The organism is Williamsia deligens (genome assembly GCF_024171765.1).
In the GTDB taxonomy this organism is placed as follows: domain Bacteria; phylum Actinomycetota; class Actinomycetes; order Mycobacteriales; family Mycobacteriaceae; genus Williamsia_A; species Williamsia_A deligens.
This window is the reverse complement of the sequence record NZ_JAMTCI010000002.1, coordinates 166,053-185,172: the sequence shown is the minus strand read 5'-3', so window position 1 is coordinate 185,172 and position 19,120 is coordinate 166,053. Positions and strand designations below refer to the sequence as shown.

Annotated in this window: 16 protein-coding genes; 11 read left to right on the top strand and 5 right to left on the bottom strand. The window is 69.8% G+C overall.

Going from position 1 to position 19,120, the window contains the following annotated elements:
- Positions 1–2 precede the first annotated feature (2 nt).
- From sufD to LX14_RS15140, 5 genes are read left to right on the top strand one after another with little or no spacing between them, the layout of a single operon-like run.
- Positions 3–1,193 (top strand): Fe-S cluster assembly protein SufD, encoded by a 1,191-nt coding sequence (gene sufD / locus LX14_RS15160; RefSeq protein WP_253648550.1) that lies wholly within the window; start codon positions 3–5, stop codon positions 1,191–1,193.
- Between the two features lie 45 nt (positions 1,194–1,238).
- Positions 1,239–2,012 carry a Fe-S cluster assembly ATPase SufC gene (gene sufC, locus LX14_RS15155; RefSeq protein WP_253648191.1) on the top strand — a complete coding sequence of 258 codons (774 nt, stop codon included), beginning with the start codon at positions 1,239–1,241 and terminating at the stop codon, positions 2,010–2,012.
- Between the two features lie 34 nt (positions 2,013–2,046).
- Positions 2,047–3,321, top strand: coding sequence for a cysteine desulfurase (locus LX14_RS15150; protein WP_253648190.1), 1,275 nt, complete (start codon positions 2,047–2,049; stop codon positions 3,319–3,321).
- Between the two features lie 5 nt (positions 3,322–3,326).
- Entirely contained in the window at positions 3,327–3,821 is a 495-nt protein-coding gene (gene sufU / locus LX14_RS15145) for a Fe-S cluster assembly sulfur transfer protein SufU (protein ID WP_253648189.1), read from the top strand.
- The gene (locus tag LX14_RS15140; protein WP_253648188.1) at positions 3,818–4,189 is read left to right on the top strand and encodes a metal-sulfur cluster assembly factor; all 372 of its coding nucleotides are present in this window, start codon (positions 3,818–3,820) and stop codon (positions 4,187–4,189) included. Before sufU ends, LX14_RS15140 begins: the two co-directional genes overlap by 4 nt.
- A 30-nt stretch (positions 4,190–4,219) precedes the next feature.
- Here LX14_RS15140 and LX14_RS15135 read toward each other — a convergent pair whose 3' ends face one another.
- Positions 4,220–5,410 carry a lycopene cyclase family protein gene (locus tag LX14_RS15135; RefSeq protein ID WP_253648187.1) on the bottom strand — a complete coding sequence of 397 codons (1,191 nt, stop codon included), beginning with the start codon at positions 5,408–5,410 and terminating at the stop codon, positions 4,220–4,222.
- Positions 5,403–6,188 (bottom strand): SDR family oxidoreductase, encoded by a 786-nt coding sequence (locus tag LX14_RS15130; protein WP_253648186.1) that lies wholly within the window; start codon positions 6,186–6,188, stop codon positions 5,403–5,405. Before LX14_RS15130 ends, LX14_RS15135 begins: the two co-directional genes overlap by 8 nt.
- A gap of 98 nt (positions 6,189–6,286) precedes the next feature.
- On the opposite strand from LX14_RS15130, the gene LX14_RS15125 reads away from it, so the two are divergent.
- Positions 6,287–7,915 (top strand): ABC-F family ATP-binding cassette domain-containing protein, encoded by a 1,629-nt coding sequence (locus tag LX14_RS15125; protein ID WP_253648185.1) that lies wholly within the window; start codon positions 6,287–6,289, stop codon positions 7,913–7,915.
- A gap of 21 nt (positions 7,916–7,936) precedes the next feature.
- Here the strand turns inward: LX14_RS15125 and LX14_RS15120 are convergent, their stop codons facing one another.
- The 3 genes from LX14_RS15120 to LX14_RS15110 form a co-directional block, all read right to left on the bottom strand.
- Positions 7,937–9,460, bottom strand: a complete 1,524-nt coding sequence (locus LX14_RS15120; protein WP_253648184.1) for an acyl-CoA synthetase — start codon at positions 9,458–9,460, stop codon at positions 7,937–7,939.
- Positions 9,461–9,528: 68 nt separating this feature from the next.
- Positions 9,529–10,101, bottom strand: coding sequence for a TetR/AcrR family transcriptional regulator (locus tag LX14_RS15115; RefSeq protein ID WP_253648183.1), 573 nt, complete (start codon positions 10,099–10,101; stop codon positions 9,529–9,531).
- 92 nt (positions 10,102–10,193) lie between these two features.
- Positions 10,194–12,998, bottom strand: coding sequence for an aconitate hydratase (locus tag LX14_RS15110; RefSeq protein ID WP_253648182.1), 2,805 nt, complete (start codon positions 12,996–12,998; stop codon positions 10,194–10,196).
- A 274-nt stretch (positions 12,999–13,272) separates the two neighbouring features.
- On the opposite strand from LX14_RS15110, the gene LX14_RS15105 reads away from it, so the two are divergent.
- From LX14_RS15105 to LX14_RS15085, 5 genes are all read left to right on the top strand, one after another.
- Positions 13,273–13,899, top strand: a complete 627-nt coding sequence (locus tag LX14_RS15105) for an Rv1476 family membrane protein (protein WP_253648181.1) — start codon at positions 13,273–13,275, stop codon at positions 13,897–13,899.
- A 394-nt stretch (positions 13,900–14,293) separates the two neighbouring features.
- Positions 14,294–15,862 carry an NlpC/P60 family protein gene (locus LX14_RS15100; RefSeq protein ID WP_301283774.1) on the top strand — a complete coding sequence of 523 codons (1,569 nt, stop codon included), beginning with the start codon at positions 14,294–14,296 and terminating at the stop codon, positions 15,860–15,862.
- A 218-nt stretch (positions 15,863–16,080) separates the two neighbouring features.
- Entirely contained in the window at positions 16,081–17,190 is a 1,110-nt protein-coding gene (locus tag LX14_RS15095) for an AAA family ATPase (protein WP_253648549.1), read from the top strand.
- Positions 17,177–18,127 carry a DUF58 domain-containing protein gene (locus LX14_RS15090; RefSeq protein WP_253648179.1) on the top strand — a complete coding sequence of 317 codons (951 nt, stop codon included), beginning with the start codon at positions 17,177–17,179 and terminating at the stop codon, positions 18,125–18,127. Before LX14_RS15095 ends, LX14_RS15090 begins: the two co-directional genes overlap by 14 nt.
- A gap of 5 nt (positions 18,128–18,132) precedes the next feature.
- Positions 18,133–19,101, top strand: a complete 969-nt coding sequence (locus tag LX14_RS15085) for a VWA domain-containing protein (protein WP_253648548.1) — start codon at positions 18,133–18,135, stop codon at positions 19,099–19,101.
- The last annotated feature ends 19 nt before the right edge of the window (positions 19,102–19,120 follow it).

Sequence of the window (19,120 nt, the reverse complement as noted above, 5' to 3'; positions counted from 1 at the left end):
TGATCGGCGCGGTGGCGGGGGAGAACCCCGTCCACCCGGTGACCAACAAGGGCGAACTGTTCACCTCCTTCGACGTCGACGCCTTCGAGGTGCCGTCGTCGAAGGACGAGGCGTGGCGGTTCACGCCGTTCCGCCGTCTGCGCGGACTGCACGACGGATCGGCGACAGCGTCCGGGGCGGCGACGGTCGACGTGACGGGCGCCGGGGACGGCGTCACGGTCGAGACCGTCGGTCGCGACGACTCGCGACTCGGTGAGGGCGGCGTCCCGTTCGATCGTGTCGCGGCCGCCGCGTACTCCGGCTTCACCGAGGCCACCGTCGTGTCGGTGGCCACCGAGGTCGAGGTCGCCGATCCCGTCACCGTCACGATCACGGGCCCGGGCGCCGGTGTGGTGGCATTCGGCCACCTGCAGATCCGCCTCGGACGACACTCCCGCGCGACCGTCGTCATCGACCAGGTCGGCAGCGGGACGTACGCGGAGAACATCGAGTTCGTCGTGGGCGACGGTGCGGCGCTGACCGTCGTCGACGTCCACGACTGGGCCGACGACACCGTCCACGTCGCCACCCACCACGTCCGCCTGGGTCGGGACGCGGCGATCCGCCACTTCGCGGTCAGCCTCGGCGGCGACCTGGTGCGGATGAGCCCGCTGGTGCACTTCGACGGTCCCGGCGGCTCTGCCGAGATGTGGGGGCTCTACTTCGCCGACGCCGGCCAGCACCTCGAACAGCGTCTCCTCGTCGACCACTCGCAGCCGCACTGCAGGTCCAACGTGGTCTATAAGGGCGCCCTGCAGAGTGACGTCGACGCGACCGGCCGGGCGACCGACCGTTCGCGCGAGGCCCACACCGTCTGGGTCGGCGACGTCCTGATCCGGGCCGAGGCCGAGGGCACCGACACCTTCGAGCTGAACCGGAACCTCGTCCTCACCGACGGCGCCCGGGCCGACTCCGTGCCCAACCTCGAGATCGAGACCGGCGAGATCGTCGGTGCCGGACACGCCAGTGCGACAGGCCGATTCGACGACGAGCAGCTGTTCTACCTGCAGGCCCGCGGCATCCCGGAGGACCAGGCGCGACGTCTCGTCGTGCGGGGGTTCTTCGCCGAGATCATCGCCAAGATCGGTGTGCCCGACCTGCGCGAGCGTCTCGAGGCGGCCATCGAGGCCGAACTCGAGACCGCCGGCGTCTGACGCCCGCCCCACCGACCACCCACGCCCGACCCACGAAGGACTTCCGTGACCACTCTCGAGATCCGCGACCTCCACGTCGACGTCGCCGGCAGCGACTCCGACGCCGAGCCCATCCACATCCTCAAGGGCGTCGACCTGAGCATCTCCTCGGGTCAGACCCACGCCATCATGGGCCCCAACGGCTCGGGCAAGTCGACGCTCTCGTACGCCATCGCCGGTCACCCGAAGTACACCGTGACGTCGGGGTCGATCACCCTCGACGGTGAGGACGTGCTCGCGATGAGTGTCGACGAGCGCGCTCGCGCGGGTCTCTTCCTGGCGATGCAGTACCCCGTCGAGGTGCCCGGTGTGTCGACGTCGAACTTCCTGCGGACCGCGGCGACCGCCGTCCGCGGCGAGGCGCCGAAGCTGCGGCACTGGGTCAAAGAGGTCAAGGAGGCGATGACCGAGCTCGAGATCGACGCGTCGTTCGGCGAGCGCAGCGTCAACGAGGGCTTCTCGGGCGGCGAGAAGAAGCGCCACGAGATCCTGCAGCTCGGTCTGCTGAAGCCGAAGATCGCCATCCTCGACGAGACCGACTCCGGCCTCGACGTCGACGCGTTGCGGATCGTCTCCGCGGGCGTGAACTCGTTCAAGGAGCGCGAGAACGGCGGCGTGCTGCTGATCACGCACTACACCCGGATCCTGCGCTACATCGCACCCGAGTTCGTCCACGTGTTCGTGGGTGGCCGCGTCGTCGAGTCCGGCGGACCGGAACTGGCCGACGAGCTCGAGGAGAACGGCTACGTCCGTTTCACCGGGGCCGGCGCGTCCGCCTGACGCCGCCCACCAGCTGCACGAACGAGGTGACCGCATGACCACCACCGTCCACTCGCCCACCCTCGACGTCGAGGCGTTGCGCGCGGACTTCCCGATCCTGGGCCGTACGGTCCGGGACGGGAAACCGTTGGTGTACCTCGACTCCGGTGCGACCTCGCAGCGTCCGCTGCCCGTGCTCGACGCCGAGCGGTACTTCCTGACGCACCACAACGCGGCGGTCCACCGCGGCGCACACCAGCTCGCCGAGGAGGCGACGGACGCCTACGAGGGCGCCCGCGCCGACATCGCCGCGTTCATCGGTGCCGTCGACGACGAGATCGTGTTCACCAAGAACGCGACCGAGGCGATCAACCTCGTCGCCTACACCCTCGGTGACGACCGCAGCGCGGACATCCTCGGCGGCACCCGTCTGGGGCCCGAGCACACCGTCGTGGTCAGCGAACTCGAGCACCACGCGAATCTCGTTCCCTGGCAGGAACTCTGCCGTCGCACGGGTGCGACCCTGCGCTGGTTCGGGGTGACCGGGGACGGTCGCATCGACCTCGACTCGCTCGCCCTCGACGACTCGGTCGCGGTCGTCGCGGTGACACACCAGTCGAACGTCACCGGGGCCGTCACCGATGTGGCCGAGGTGGTGCGTCGCGCCCGGTCCGTCGGTGCGCTCGTCGTGCTCGACGCCTGCCAGTCGGTGCCGCACATGGCGGTGGACGTCCGCGCACTCGACGTCGACTTCGCCGCGTTCTCGGGCCACAAGATGTTCGGCCCGTCGGGTGTCGGTGTGCTGTACGGCAAGTCGGCCCTGCTGGCGCAGCTGCCGCCCTTCATCACCGGTGGATCGATGATCGAGACGGTGACGATGGAGGTGTCGACCTACGCGGCGCCACCGCAGCGGTTCGAGGCCGGCGTCCCGATGACCTCACAGGTCGTCGGACTGGGCGCGGCGGTGCGCTACCTGAACGACCTCGGGATGGACGCGGTCGCCGCGCACGAGCACACACTCACCGCGCACGCTCTCGACCGGTTGTCGGAGATCGACGGTGTACGCATCGTCGGACCTGCCGACGCCACCGACCGCGGCGGGGCGATCTCCTTCGTCGTCGACGGCATCCACGCCCACGACCTCGGTCAGATCCTCGACGACGAGGGTGTCGCCATCCGCGTCGGACACCACTGCGCGTGGCCGCTGCACAAGCGTTTCGGCGTCGCCGCGACCGCACGCGCGTCGTTCGCCGCGTACAACACCCTCGACGAGGTCGACGCCCTCGCCGACGCGATCGGCACCGCACGACGCTTCTTCGGGGTGGGGTGACGCCGGTGCGGATGGAGCAGATGTACCAGGACGTCATCCTGGACCACTACAAGCACCCGCACGGTCGCGGCCTGCGTGAGCCCTTCGGCGCCGAGGTCCACCACGTGAACCCCACCTGTGGTGACGAGGTGACCCTGCGTGTCGCGGTGTCGGACAGCACGATCGCCGACATCTCCTATGACGGGCAGGGATGCTCGATCTCGCAGGCCGCCACCTCGGTCCTCTTCGACCAGGTGGTCGGTCTCGACATCGACGACGCGCTGCGCACCGTCGACGCCTTCACCGAGATGGTCACCTCCCGGGGCGCCGTCGACGGTGACGAGGACGTCATCGGCGACGGGATCGCGTTCGCGGGTGTGTCGAAGTACCCCGCGCGCGTGAAGTGCGCACTCCTCGGCTGGATGGCGTTCAAGGACGCGTTGGGCCGCACCGACACCGAGGGCCGGATCGGCACCGCCGCCACCGCCTCCACCGACGAGACACTCAGGAGCACACCATGACCGAAGCACAGCAGGACGCCCCCGCGGCGGTTCCCGCCGAGGTGCAGACCTCACTGCCGTCCGTCGACGACGTCGAGGAGGCGATGCGCGATGTCGTCGACCCCGAACTCGGCATCAACGTCGTCGACCTCGGACTCGTCTACGGCATCGACGTCGACACCGACGCCGTCGCGAAGATCGACATGACCCTGACCTCGGCGGCCTGCCCGCTGACCGACGTCATCGAGGACCAGTCGCGCGCGGCGGTCGTGTCGAGCGGACTGTGCACCGACATCGAGATCAACTGGGTGTGGCTGCCGCCGTGGGGCCCGGACAAGATCACCGACGACGGTCGTGAGCAGCTCCGGGCGCTCGGCTTCACCGTCTGATCGTTCCTCGGGGTCGACCCGAGACGCCGGTCAGTGGCGACCGGGCACGCTCCAGGCCGGACGCCGCACGGCGCCGCGCGCGATGCGGATCGCGGCGCCCGCACCGACGATCGGCATGAGTGCCGCCATCGCCGCGGCAACGGCCCCGAGGTCGTCGCGCTCACTGAGGTAGGCGTCGCGCCGGGTCGGGTCGAGCTGGAAGAACCCGTCGAAGAAGTCGACGGTCGCCGCGGCGTCGAGCCCGAGGATCACGTTGAGGCCACGCCGCCGCAACGCGTGCACCGCGCGTGCCGACGACGGCCACAGGGCGTCGGTCACGTCACGACCGTCGACCACGGCGCCGACGACGTCGTCGGCCAGTCGCAGTGACGTCGCGACGCTGTACCCGGTCGCCGGGTGCATCAGGCCACCCGCGGCGCCGAAGCGCGTCGGGCCGGGACGCCACGGACGGTCGCCACCCCCGTCGAGGGTGAACCGCACCGACTCACGGGGGGCGTCGGCCACCCGGCCGGGGTCGACACCGGTACGGGCCAGACGCCGCAGCAGCCGTGCCCGCAGCTCGGTCACGGGCACAGGGGGATCCGCCGCCAGACACGTCTCCTCCAGCAGCACAGTCCCGTCGCCCATCGGGATCGCGTACAGGAACGTCGGGGGCAGCGTCCGTCCGTCCGAGCCGACCGTGGGGCGCCCCAGGGGGCGACCGTCCGGATCGCGCCAGTCCATCAGCACGGCCGCCTCGTCCCCGAGGACCGCTGCGGCGTCGCCGGCGTCGACGAACACACCCGCCGCCGTCTGCACCGGGCCGGTGGGGTCCGAGCCGCGGGCGTCGATCACGGTCGACCCCGCGAACACACGACCGTCCGCCAGCAGGACCGCCCGCGTGTCGACGCCGGCAACCATCCCGGCGCACTCGGCGTAGCCGCCCGAGAGGTCCGATCGCAGGATGTCGGAGTCGAGGACGACATAGGGCCGCGCGATGCGATGCCGACGCCCGGTGAAGACGCTGACGACGGGAGCGGTCGACGCCACGGTCTCCGACGACAGCCACGGGGGAAGTTCGTCGCGCCATGCGGCATAGGTCGCCGTCCACCGCCGCCCGGGGTGCGGATCGACGACGACGACGTCGAGGCCTGCGGCCGCGGCCCGGTGCGCAACGGCCCGCCCCGCGGGGCCGGCACCGACGACGACGAGGTCGTGGCGCGCGTCCGGGCGGTCAGCCACCGGCGAGGAGCCCGCCGTCGAGGGTCACGGTCTCACCGGTGATCCACCCCGACGCGTCGTCGACGAGGAACGCGACCAGGTTCGCGACGTCGGGTGGTGTGCCGAGGCGCTTCATCGGGAACCGTGCGGCGACGGCCTGTTCGTCGGCGCTGTAGAGGGCCTCGGCGAACTGCGTCTTGACGATGTTCGGGGCGATCGCGTTCACCCGGATCCCGGGACCCAGCTCGGCGGCCAGCTCTGCGGTGAGGCGGATCAACGCGGCCTTCGACGCACCGTAGGCGGCGATGACCCCGGTGGACCGCAGGCCGGCGGTGCTGGCGATGTTCACGACGGCACCCCCGGTGCGGCTCATCCCCGCCCGGAAGCACTCCTGGACGAACCCGAGGGCGGCGACGACGTTGACGTCGAAGATCTTGCGGACCGCGTCGAGGTCGGCGTCCATCAGTGGCCCGTAGACCGGATTGATGCCGGTGTTGTTCACGAGGATGTCGACCGTTCCCCGGTCGCGTGCCGCCTCGGCGACCGCCGCACGGCGATCGTCGGCGGACCCCGTGTTCGCGACGACCGTGCGCACGTCCGCGTCGGGGGCAGCAGCGGCGATGGACTCCTGCGCCGCGGCGAGAGCGTCGGGTTTGCGGCCCGTGATCGTGACCACGGCCCCGCGGACAGCGAGTTCGGTGGCCGTGGCCAGGCCGATACCGCGGCTGGCGCCGGTCACCAGGGCCGTGCGGCCGGACAACGGGCGGGAGGACGGGGCGGGGGATGTCACATCGGTCACACCCGACGACGGTAGTCGAGTCCCACGAGTGCCCCGGCCTGGTGATCCTGGGCTCGGCCCACAGATCCGGTTTGCGTGTCTCCGTAGACTTGACCGTCGTGATCACGGCAACGGACCTCGAGGTGCGGGCAGGCGTGCGGACCCTGCTGTCCGCACCCGGTCCGGCGCTGCGCATACAGGCGGGCGACCGCATCGGACTCGTCGGACGCAACGGCGCCGGCAAGACGACGACCATGCGGATCCTGGCAGGTGAGGGCGAGCCCTACGCCGGCAGCGTCGCCCGTACCGGCGAGGTCGGCTATCTCCCGCAGGACCCCAAAGAGGGCGACCTCGGCATGTTGGCGAAGGACCGCGTGCTGTCCGCCCGGGGTCTCGACACGATGGTGCGCGACATGGAGAAGTCGCAGGCGTTGATGGCCGAGGCCGCCGACGACGCGACCCGCGACAAGGCCATCGCCCGCTACGGCCGCCTCGAGGAGCGGTTCTCCTCACTGGGTGGATACGAGGCGGAGTCGGACGCGGCGCGTATCTGCCACAGCCTGGCCCTGCCGGATCGCGTCCTGGGGCAGCCCATGTCGACGTTGTCGGGTGGTCAGCGACGTCGCATCGAGTTGGCCCGCATCCTGTTCGCGGCGTCCACGGGTGGCGGCAAGTCGAACACGACGCTGCTGCTCGACGAACCGACCAACCACCTCGACGCCGACTCGATCACCTGGCTGCGCGCGTTCCTGCAGAACCACGACGGCGGGCTGGTGGTCATCAGTCACGACGTCGAACTCCTCGGCGACGTGGTCAACAAGGTCTGGTTCCTCGACGCCGTCCGCGGCGAGGCCGACGTCTACAACATGGGCTGGTCGAAGTACCTCGACGCCCGTGCGACCGACGAGCAGCGGCGCAAGCGGGAGCGCGCCAACGCGGAGAAGAAGGCGGGCGCGCTGCGCGTGCAGGCCGCCAAGCTGGGCGCGAAGGCCACGAAGGCCGCGGCCGCACAGCAGATGCTCAAGCGTGCCGACAAGATGATCGACGCCCTCGACGAGGAGCGCGTGTCCGACCGCACCGCGAAGATCCGCTTCCCCGAGCCCACCGCGTGCGGCAAGACGCCGTTGATGGCGTCGGAGCTCACGAAGACCTACGGATCGCTGGAGATCTTCACCGGCGTCGACCTCGCCATCGACCGGGGCAGCCGCGTCGTCGTGCTCGGGTTGAACGGCGCGGGCAAGACGACGTTGTTGAAAATCCTCGCCGGTGTGGAGAAGCCGGATCTGGGCACCATCGAGCCGGGTCACGGGCTCAAGCTGGGGTATTTCGCCCAGGAGCACGACACCATCGACGACATGGCGACTGTGTGGGAGAACATCCGGCACGCGGCCCCCGACGCGGGCGAGCAGGACCTCCGGGGCCTGCTCGGCGCCTTCATGTTCACCGGGCCCCAGCTCGAGCAGCCCGCGGGAACCCTGTCGGGCGGTGAGAAGACACGGCTCGCGCTGGCGGGCCTTGTGTCGTCGGCGGCGAACGTGCTGCTGCTCGACGAGCCGACCAACAACCTCGACCCGATCTCGCGGGAGCAGGTGCTCGACGCCCTCCGGACCTATGCGGGGGCTGTCGTCCTGGTCACCCACGACCCCGGCGCCGCGGCGGCGCTGGAGCCCGAGCGTGTGATCCTGCTGCCCGACGGTACGGAGGACCACTGGTCGGCGGAGTACCAGGAGCTCATCGAGCTCGCATGACTCGGACTCGCGTGAGTCGACTCAGATGTAGGCGGCCTTGAGCTTCCCCTTGACCAGCTTGCCGGTCGGCGTGCGGGGGAGTTCGTCGACGAAGTCGTAGCTGCGCGGGGCCTTGTAGGCCGCGAGCTGCTCACGGGTGAAGGTGTCGAGTTCGGCGGCGAGCTCGTCGGAGGCGGTGTATCCGTCCTCGAGCTGGACGCAGGCTTTCACCTCTTCCCCGAACTCGTCGTTCGGGATGCCGATGACGGCGACGTCGAAGACGGCGGGGTGTGCGATGAGGACGTTCTCGGCCTCCTGCGGGTAGATGTTCACCCCGCCGGAGATGATCATGAACGCCTTGCGGTCGGTCAGGTAGAGGTAGCCCTCGTCGTCGACATGCCCGATGTCGCCGGTGGTGGCCCACAGCGGGTGGTCGGGATGCTCTGCGGCCGAGGTCTTCTCGGGATCGTTGTGGTACTCGAAGGCCCGGGCCTCGCGTTCGAAGTAGACCGTCCCGGTCTCGCCGACGGGCAGCTCCGCACCGCTGTCGTCACACACGTGGATGACGCCGAGCAGCGGTTTGCCGACCGATCCGGGGTGGGCCAGCGACTCCTCCGAGTTGATGAAGGTGCCGCCGATCGCCTCCGTCGACGAGTAGTACTCGTAGATGACCGGGCCCCACCAGTCGATCATGGCGCGCTTGACGTGGACGGGACACGGCGCGGCGGCGTGGATCGCGGCCGTCATCGACGAGACGTCGTAGCGGTCGCGGACCTCCGCCGGCAGCTTGAGCATCCGGACGAACATGGTCGGGACCCACTGGCTGTGGGTCACCTCGTACGCCTCGATGAGCCGCAGCGACTCCTCGGGATCGAAACGGTCCATCACGATGACGGTCCCGCCCACCGACTGGGTCATCCCGCAATATCGCAGCGGCGCAGCGTGATACAGCGGCGCGGGGGAGAGGTAGACGGTGTCGGCGTCGAACCCGTACATCCCGGAGAAGATCACCGTGTAGATGTCGGGGACCTCGTCGACCTCGCCCTCGGGCAACGGGGGCTGGATGCCCTTCGGGCGGCCGGTGGTGCCCGACGAGTAGAGCATGTCGTGGCCGCGGGGCTGGCTCGCGGGCTTCTCGGGGGACGCACTCGCCAGCACGTCGTCGTAGGACTCGAAGCCGTCGATGCCGCCCCAGGCGATGCGGTGTTCGAGGGTGGTGACCTCCGCGGCGTCGGCGACAGCACCGGCCGACGCCGCGGAGGCGAACAGGACACGCGCACCGCAGTCGCCGAGGATGAAGTTCGTCTCGGCGGCGGTCAGGTGATGGCTCACCGGCGTGATGTAGAGCCCGGACCGCAGTGCGGCCCAGTAGACCTCGAAGACCCGCAGGTCGTTGGTGGACACGAGCGCGATGCAGTCACCGCGGCGGAGTCCGAGTTCCCGGAGATGGTTCGCCAGCCGGATGGAGCGCTCGTCGAGTTCGGCGTAGGTGATCTGCTCACCCGTCGCCGGGAGGATGGCTGCGGGCTTGTCCGGCGTCGTCGCCGCGAACACTCCTGGGAACATGGCGACAGGATAACCACACCTATGCCGACGATGGAACAGATTCGCAGAAGTGTCGCTTTGCGACGGACCTATTCGCCCCGGGGTCGGCGGACGGACTCCTCGACGAGATCGAGGACGGCGTGCAGATCGCGGCCGCGGTGGCCCGACGCGAGGCGGGTGATGAGTCCGTCGAGGACGAGATCGAGATAGGCCACGATGACGCCTGTCGGCAGATCGTCGCGCAGGCGACCGGCACTGCGCTGACGTTCCAGGCGGGCCATCGTCGCCGTCTCGAGATCGATGGACCGTGCCACCCACTCGGACCGGAAATCCGGGTCCGATCGGAGCTTGCGCGCGATCTCCAACCGCGTGCCGAGCCAGTCGAAGTCCTCGGGGTGGTCGAGCATGTCGCGCATGACCTGGACGAGTCCCTGCTCGGCCGCGACGTCGGCCATCCGCTCGGCGTCCTCGTGCGCCAGCGACAGGAAGAGGGCTTCCTTGTCACGGAAATGGTGGAAGATCGCGCCGCGCGAGAGCCCGGTCGCCTCCTCGAGGCGGCGGACGGTCGCGCCGTCGTACCCGTGCTCGGCGAAGCATCGACGGGAGCCGTCGAGGATCTCCCGACGACGTGCGGCCAGATGGTCGTCACTCACCCGTGGCACGACGGCGCCCCTTCCTGCGAAACGGTGATGATGTCCGTACGCCCCGGCTCTCGGGGGAGAACCGGGGCGTACGGGTGTCGGGTCGGCCCGACTCAGCTGCCGATCATGTTGCGCAGCACGTACTGCAGGATGCCGCCATTGCGGTAGTAGTCGGCCTCACCGGGGGTGTCGATGCGCACCTTCGCGTCGAACTCCACCTTCTTGCCGTCCTCCTTGGTGGCGGTGACGTGCACCGTCTCCGGCGTGCTGCCGTTGTTCAGCTCCTCGATGCCGGTGATGTCGAACGTCTCCGTGCCGTCGAGGCCCAGCGACTTGTGCGACTCGCCCTCGGGGAACTGCAGCGGGATGACGCCCATGCCGATGAGGTTCGAGCGGTGGATGCGCTCGAAGCTCTCGGTGATCACCGCGCGCACACCGAGCAGGCTGGTGCCCTTGGCCGCCCAGTCACGCGACGAGCCGGTGCCGTACTCCTTGCCGCCGAGCACGACGAGCGGGGTGTCCTGCGCGGCGTAGTTCTGCGCGGCGTCGTAGATGAACGACTGCGGTCCGCCGTCCTGGGTGAAGTCGCGGGTGTAGCCACCCGACACCCCGTCCAGGAGCTGGTTCTGCAAGCGGATGTTGCCGAACGTCGACCGGATCATCACCTCGTGGTTGCCACGACGGGCACCCAGGGAGTTGTAGTCCTTGCGGGCCACACCGTTCTCGTCGAGGTACTGCGCCGCCGGGGTGCCCGGCTTGATGGTCGAGGCGGGGGAGATGTGGTCGGTGGTGACCGAGTCGCCCAGCTTCGCCAGGACGCGTGCGCCCGAGATGTCCTTCACCGGCGCCGGCTCACGCTGCATGCCCTCGAAGTACGGGGGCTTGCGGACGTAGGTCGACTTCTGGTCCCACTCGAACGTCTTGCCGTCCGGGGTGGGCAGGCCGCGCCACCGCTCGTCGCCCTTGAACACGTCGGCGTAGTCGGCCGCGTACTGCTCCGGCGAGATCGACTCGGCGATCGTCTTCTGGATCTCCTCACCCGAGGGCCAGATGTCCTTGAGGAAGACGTCGTTGCCGTCTGTGTCCTGACCCAGCGGGTCGGACTCGAAGTCGAAGTCCATCGTCCCGGCCAGGGCGTAGGCGATGACCAGCGGCGGCGACGCCAGGTAGTTCATCTTCACGTCCTGGTTGATGCGACCCTCGAAGTTGCGGTTGCCCGAGAGCACCGCGGTGGCGGTGAGGTCGTTGTCGTTGATGGCCTTCGAGATCTCCTCGGGCAGCGGGCCCGAGTTGCCGATGCACGTGGTGCAGCCGTATCCGACGAGGTAGAAGCCGAGCTTCTCCAGGTACGGCCACAGCCCGGCCTTCTCGTAGTAGCCGGTGACGACCTGTGAGCCCGGTGCCATCGACGTCTTCACCCACGGCTTGCTGGTGAGGCCCTTCTCGACCGCGTTGCGGGCGAGGAGTGCGGCACCGATCATCACCGACGGGTTCGAGGTGTTGGTGCAGCTGGTGATCGACGCGATCGTCACGATGCCGTGGTCGAGGATCATCTTCCCGCGCTCCGTCGACTCGACGGTCACAGGGTTGGACGGGCGACCCTCGGCGTTGCGTGCGGCCGAGTGCAGGGGAGCGGAGTCGTCGTCGGCGAAGCTCAGCGTGGCCGGGTCGGAGGCCGGGAAGGTCTCCTCGACGGCGTCGTCGAGCTTGCTCTGCTCGCCGCCCGTGCCGTCACCGACGTAGTTGTGGATGTCCTTGCGGAAGGCGTTCTTCGCGTCCCACAGCTCGATGCGGTCCTGCGGACGCTTCGGGCCGGCGATCGACGGGACCACCTCGGCGAGGTCGAGCTCGAGGTACTCGGAGTACACCGGCTCCTTGTCGCCGTCGTGCCACATGCCCTGTTCCTTGGCGTACGCCTCGACGAGGTCGAGCGTCTCCTGGCTGCGGCCGGTCAGCTTGAGGTAGCTGATGGTCTCCTCGTCGATCGGGAACATCGCGCAGGTCGAGCCGAATTCCGGGCTCATGTTGCCGATGGTGGCGCGGTTGGCCAGCGGCACCGCCGCGACACCCTTGCCGTAGAACTCGACGAACTTGCCGACGACGCCGTGCTTGCGCAGCATCTCGGTGATCGTCAGGACCACGTCGGTGGCGGTCACGCCGGGCTTGGTCTCACCGGACAGCTTGAAGCCGACGACGCGGGGGATGAGCATCGAGATGGGCTGGCCGAGCATCGCGGCCTCGGCCTCGATGCCGCCGACGCCCCAGCCCAGGACGCCCAGGCCGTTCTCCATGGTGGTGTGCGAGTCGGTGCCGACGCAGGTGTCGGGGTAGGCCACGCCGTCGCGGACCATGATCGAGCGCGCGAGGTGCTCGATGTTGACCTGGTGGACGATGCCGGTGCCCGGGGGGACGACCTTGAAGTCGTCGAACGCGCCCTGGCCCCAGCGGAGGAACTGGTAGCGCTCCTCGTTGCGCTGGTACTCGATCTCGACGTTGCGCTCGAAGGCCTGCGCGTTGCCGAACGCCTCGATGATCACCGAGTGGTCGATGACCATCTCCGCGGGCGCGAGCGGGTTGACCTTGTCGGGATCGCCACCGAGCTCCTGTACGGCCTCACGCATCGTGGCGAGGTCGACGATGCAGGGCACACCGGTGAAGTCCTGCATGATCACGCGCGCCGGCGTGAACTGGATCTCGATGCTGGGGTCGGCCTCGGGGTCCCATCCGGCGATCGCCTGGATGTGCTCCTTGGTGATGTTCGCACCGTCCTCGGTGCGCAGCAGGTTCTCGGCGAGCACCTTCAGGGCGTACGGGAGGCGGTCGACGCCGTCCACGGCACTGAGGCGGTAGATCTCATACGAGTTGTCGCCGACCTCCAGCGTTCCCTTGGCGCCGAACGAATCAATTGACGAGCTCACGCAACACTCCACTCCTCGGTTCGCCGGCGTCGGAGATCCGCCGACTCTCGTCGCCGGCGGGCTGGGCCGGCGCTGGATGTCCTGCGCCCCGCGGGCCGGCGGGGTGCGAACGTGCGCCCAGTCTAGCAGTACGCGCGTACTGGTTGGTGACATTGGGGGAACGGGTCGGCGCGGCGGGTGAACATCGTGTGAGGGCTCGCCTGTCGTACTGTGCAGGCGTCAGTCCGGGTGGTCGTGCACCGCCCGCACCCCGTGCCCCGAGGAGTCATCGGCCATGTCGTTCGATCCGGCGTTCGCCGGCACGGGTCCCACCGACCTGCGGGGGATCCTGCACTCGGCACCGGCGCTGACCGTGATCCCCGATGACATCGACCTGCGGGCCATCGAGAAGAACCTCGCCGACGACCACGTCGACGCACCGGCCGACGACACCCCCGGGCTGCTGCGGGTGGTCTCCGAGGCGAAGTCGTCGGGACATGACATGTACTTCGTGGTCCTGGACAAGGCGCAGCCCAAGTTCACCTACTACCGCGACATCGCGACCGCACTGCAGAAGCAGACCGGCGGCACGGTGGTCGTCTTCGGTCCCGACACCGTCGGCACCGCATCGGACGACTTCAGCCGGGTCCAGCTGGAACAGGCGCAGGACAACCTCACCGTGTCGCAACCCGCGCAGGGCGCCCAGCAGATGCTCGACCGGATGACCGTCCAGACCCAGATCCCGTGGACCGTGGTGACGCTGGTGCTCATCGCGGTGGTCGCCGTCGCGGCCGTCGTCGCCCGGGTCCTGCAGGTACGACGACGCGGTGCCGAGCCCGCCGTCCCGGCCGCCGCGGACCGCGACGTGACCACCGATGGCGTCGGCGACACCTCCCCGGAGAGTTCTCCTCCGCCCCGGTGACGCGCGGCGGAGGATCTCCGCCGAATAGTGATTGCTCTCGTGCATCCATGATGTGCGATCACGCATCGAATCACGTCCATGTGGTTCCGGTGCTCAGGCCGTCGATCGGCCCTCCCGGCGGTGTTTCCGCAGGTAATCACGCGATTGTAATTTGTTACTCGTGTTTCCGCGGGGGCATTTGTGGCGTACGGTTCGACATGTCATTGGTGGTGTCGATGGGGAAGTTGACACCTGCCGTGACGCACTTCGGGGGTGGGTCGATGATCGGCGGACGCCGTGGCGTCGTCACCGCCGATCGCAAGTCCGTTCTGCGAGGGAGTCATCTGTGAGGCGACGTTCCGCATGCGGTCGCCGGGAGTCGTTTCATCCCGGTGACCCGCGCCGCCACCCGTCCATGTCGAGTGCCGGCCTGCGCGCGCAACCGGATTCCGGTCTCCGCCCGGGTGAACCTCCCGAATCGCTCCCGGCGTCGTCGACCCTCACCCGGGTCGTCACCACCACCGTCGTCACCCTGCTCGTCGCCCTGGGGCTCCTCGGGGCCGGCGCAGGCGCGGTCGTCGCCGAGCCGGCCGCTCCCGCACCCCGTGGTCCGTCCGGGATCGCGGGCCTGATCAACCAGATCGCCGATGTCGACCAGAGGATGGCCGACATCGACGCGTCTCTGGCCATCAAGCGGGAGGCCGCGAACCGGGCCCTGGTCGACCTGCAGACGTCACGGGACCAGGAGCGCCTGTCGGTGCTGGCCGTGAACGGCTCCACCAGCGCACTGCAGCGCGCCGACGCCCAGATCGCCTCCGCGCAGAAGAGTTTCGACACGTTCGTCCGCGACCTCTATCGCCAGGGAAGCAATCAGGCGTCGCTCGCGGGGATGTTCGCCTCGGGCGACCCGGCCGCGGTGCTCGACCGCGCCGGCGTCATCGCGCAGCTCACGCGCGATCAGCAGGCGACGATCCAGCGTCTGAAGGTCTCCCGCAACGAGAAGGCCAACCGTGTCGCGACGGCGTCGGCCACACGCAAGCAGGCGGCGCGTGCCGCCGAGGCCGCCGCGCAGCGCAAGAACGACGCCGTCTCGGCGATCGCCCAGACCGTCGCCGCGGCGAAGACCGAGTCGGCGACCAAGGCCCAGCTGACGGCGGCGCGCGACGCGGCGCAGCAGCAACTCGACGCACTGCGCGGACGGGTCCCCGCGGCAGCACCGGCCACCGTCCCCGGTGCGACACCGGCCGCCGCGCCCGCCCCCGGGGCACCCTCGCCCACGCCGGGTGGTGTCGCGGCCGTCATCCCGGGCCGGGTGAACGCAGCGTCCCCGATCGACCCCCTGCGCGACGCGGTCGTCTCGGCCGCCCAGTCCGCGTTCCAGGTGGCGGCGCAGGCCGCCGCCAAGCTGGCCGTCGACGCCGCACAGCAGGTCGTCGCCCAGGTGATCGCCTCGATCACCGGCTCCCACACCGACATCGACGGGTCCGGTGGCGGTTCGGGCACGTCCAGCGGCGGGTCCGGCGGTGGCGGCGCGACGTCGGTGACGCCCGGCGTCACCGGGACGGCTGCGGTCGAGATCGTGGTGAACAGGGCGCTGTCGCAGCTCGGTGTGCCCTACTCGTGGGGTGGCGGCAACGCCAGCGGACCGACGAAGGGCATCCGGGACGGCGGCGTGGCCGACAGCTACGGCGACTACAACAAGGTGGGCTTCGACTGCTCGGGCCTGATGATGTACGCCTTCGCCGGCATCGGGATCTCGTTGCCGCACTACACCGGCTACCAGTACACGTCGGGTCCGCACGTCCCGCTGTCGCAGATGCAGCGCGGCGACATGATCTTCTACGGGCCCAACGCCAGCCAGCACGTGGCGATGTACCTGGGCAACAACCAGATGGTGGAGGCGCCCGAGTCGGGATCCGTCGTCAAGATCTCCCCGCTGCGCACCAGCGGTGCGATGCCCTACGTCGTCCGACTGACCGGATAGGCCACACGCCGCGGCCGTTCGTCGTCGCGGCGTCAGCCCGCACGACCGCTACCCTCGGGAACGACCGTCGTCCGGTGGGTGCCGGACGACACACCCCAGAGCGGACGACCGGTGGAGGAAGACGCGTGACGCAGACGCACGACGGTGGCGGGACCCGATCCGAGCAGGACGGGTCGGGCGCTCTGACCGAGGCCGACGTGAAGCTGCTCGAGCGGACGATGTTCGAGGTGAAGCGGGTCATCGTCGGGCAGGACGCCCTCGTCGAGCGGATCCTCGTCGGTCTGCTCGCGCGGGGACACATCCTCCTCGAGGGTGTGCCCGGTGTCGCCAAGACTCTCGCGGTCGAGACGTTCGCCCGGGTGATCGGTGGGTCGTTCTCGCGCGTGCAGTTCACCCCCGACCTCGTCCCCACCGACCTCATCGGCACCCGGATCTACCGGCAGGGACGCGAGACCTTCGACACCGAGCTCGGCCCGGTCGTCGCCAACTTCCTCCTGGCCGACGAGATCAACCGTGCGCCCGCGAAGGTGCAGTCGGCGCTGCTGGAGGTCATGGCCGAGCGCCACCTGTCCATCGGCGGCGAGACGTTCCCCATGCCCGACCCGTTCCTGGTGATGGCGACGCAGAACCCGATCGAGAACGAGGGCGTCTACCCGCTGCCCGAGGCGCAGCGCGACCGCTTCCTGTTCAAGGTCCTCGTCGACTACCCGTCGGTGGAGGAGGAACGCGAGATCGTCTACCGGATGGGGACACGCCCCCCGGTCGCCCACCAGGTGCTCGACCCCGAGGACACCGTCCGCCTGCAGGACCTGGCGTCACGGGTGTTCGTCCACCACGCTCTCGTCGACTACGTCGTCCGGGTGATCACCGCGACCCGTCGTCCCGAGACCGTCGGGCTCACCGACGTCGCCGGGTGGCTGGCCTACGGCGCATCGCCGCGAGCCACCCTGGGCATCGTCGCGGCCGCGCGGGCGCTCGCGTTGGTCCGCGGCCGTGACTACGTGATCCCGTCCGACGTCGTCGAGATCATCCCCGACGTCCTCCGGCATCGCCTGGTGCTCAGCTACGACGCCCTGGCCGACGAGGTCGACGCCGACACCGTCATCACGCGGATCCTGCAGACCGTGGGGCTGCCGCAGGTCGCCTCGCAGCCGGTCGGCGGCCCCGTCCCGGCACCGAACGGCGTACCGCCGCAGCAGCAGCCGATGACCGCGGGCCCCCAGAACCAGGGTCCGCAGAACCCCGGTGTCCCGAACCAGGGTCTGCAGAACCCGTACCCGCAGAACCCGCCGCCGGCGCCCGGCGCCGTCGCCGATGGCCGACGCTGACCGGTTGCCGTCGTTCGGCGGGGGTGCGCTCGACGACCCCACGCTGACCGCGGCGTTGAAGACGCTCGAGCTCACGGTCCGGCGCAAGCTCGACGGCGTCCTGCAGGGCGATCACCTGGGCCTGATCCCGGGCCCCGGGTCGGAGCCCGGCGAGGCGCGGATGTACCAGCCCGGCGACGACGTCCGGCGCATGGACTGGTCGGTGACCGCGCGCACCACCCACCCGCACGTCCGGCAGATGGTCGCCGACCGGGAGCTCGAGACGTGGTTGGTCGTCGACATGTCGGCCAGCCTCGACTTCGGGACCACCGGCGGGACCAAACGCGACCTCGCTGTCGCGGCGTGTTCGGCGATCACCCACCTCACCCTCGGCGGTGGCAACCGGATCGGTGCGATCGTGGCCACCGGCGACACCATCACCCGCGTCCCGGCCCGGTCCGGTCGGGCGCACGCCATGACCCTGCTCTCGACGATCGCCACTGCCCGACGGGGCGCCGAAGGCGTGCGCGGTGATCTCGCCGGCGCCGTCGACGCGCTCCGCCGACCCCAGCGCCGCCGGGGACTCGCGGTGGTGGTCAGCGACTTCCTCGGTCCGATCGACTGGGACCGCCCCCTGCGCGCCGTGGCCGGTCACCACGAGGTGCTCGGCGTGGAGGTCCTCGACCCCCGCGACCTCGAGCTCCCCGACGTCGGCGAGATCATCCTCCGCGACGCGGAGAGCGGTCAGACCCGGGAGCTGACCATCACCGCCACCGTTCGCGCGGACTACGCCCGCGCGGCCGCCGCCCATCAGGCCGACGTGCACCGCATCCTGCGGACATGCGGGGCTCCGACGATGTCGTTGCGCACCGACCGTGACTGGATCGCCGACGTCGTCCGCTTCGTCGCCCGGCGACGTCGCGGGCTGCACGCCGGTGCGGCGCCGGGTGGCCGCTGATGAGCGTGCTCGCCACACCCTGGTGGCTGCTCCTGCTGCTCGTGGTCGCCGGCCTGGGCGCCGGGTACGTCTACATGCAGCGCCGCCGGCACTCGCGTGCGGTCCGCTTCGCCAACCTGGATCTCCTGGACTCGGTAGTCCCGCCGCAACGCAACCGGTTCCGGCACGCGCCGATCGCGCTCATGCTCGTCGGGCTCATCCTGCTCACCGTCGCGCTCGCGGGCCCTCAGGCCGACCGCCGGGTGCCGCGCAACAAGGCCACCGTCATCCTCGTCATCGACGTGTCGCGGTCGATGAACTCGACGGACGTCGCGCCGACCCGCATCCAGGCCGCCCAGACGGCCGCGAAGAAGTTCGCCGACGACCTGACCGACGGGATCAACCTCGGCCTCATCTCCTTCGCAGGGACCGCGGCGACGCTGGTCTCGCCGACCCCCGACCACGACGCGGCCAAGCAGGCGATCGACAAACTCCAGCTGGCGGACAAGACCGCCACCGGTGAGGGCATCTTCGCCGCCATCGACCAGATCAAGACGCTCAACGCGGTCCTCGGCGGCGACAAGGGGGCACCGCCGGCGCGGATCGTCCTCGAGTCCGACGGCAAGGAGACCGTCCCCGACGACCCGGACGACCCCCGGGGGGCCTTCACCGCCGCCCGCAAGGCGAAGGAGGAGAAGATCCCGGTCAACACCATCTCCTTCGGAACCCTCACGGGCACCGTCGATCTCGAGGGTGACCGGATCCCGGTGCCGGTCGACGACGCCTCGCTGGAACGGATCGCGAACCTGTCCGGCGGCGAGTTCTTCACGGCGTCGACACTCGGTGAGCTGACCCGGGTGTACGACACGTTGCAGCAGCAGATCGGCTACGAGACGCAGCGCGGCGACAACTCGCGGCCGTGGGTGATCGCCGGCACGATCCTGGTGCTCGTCGCGGCCATCGGGGCGATCGCGATGAACCGCCGGTTGCCGTGAGTGCACATCGTCCGGGCGG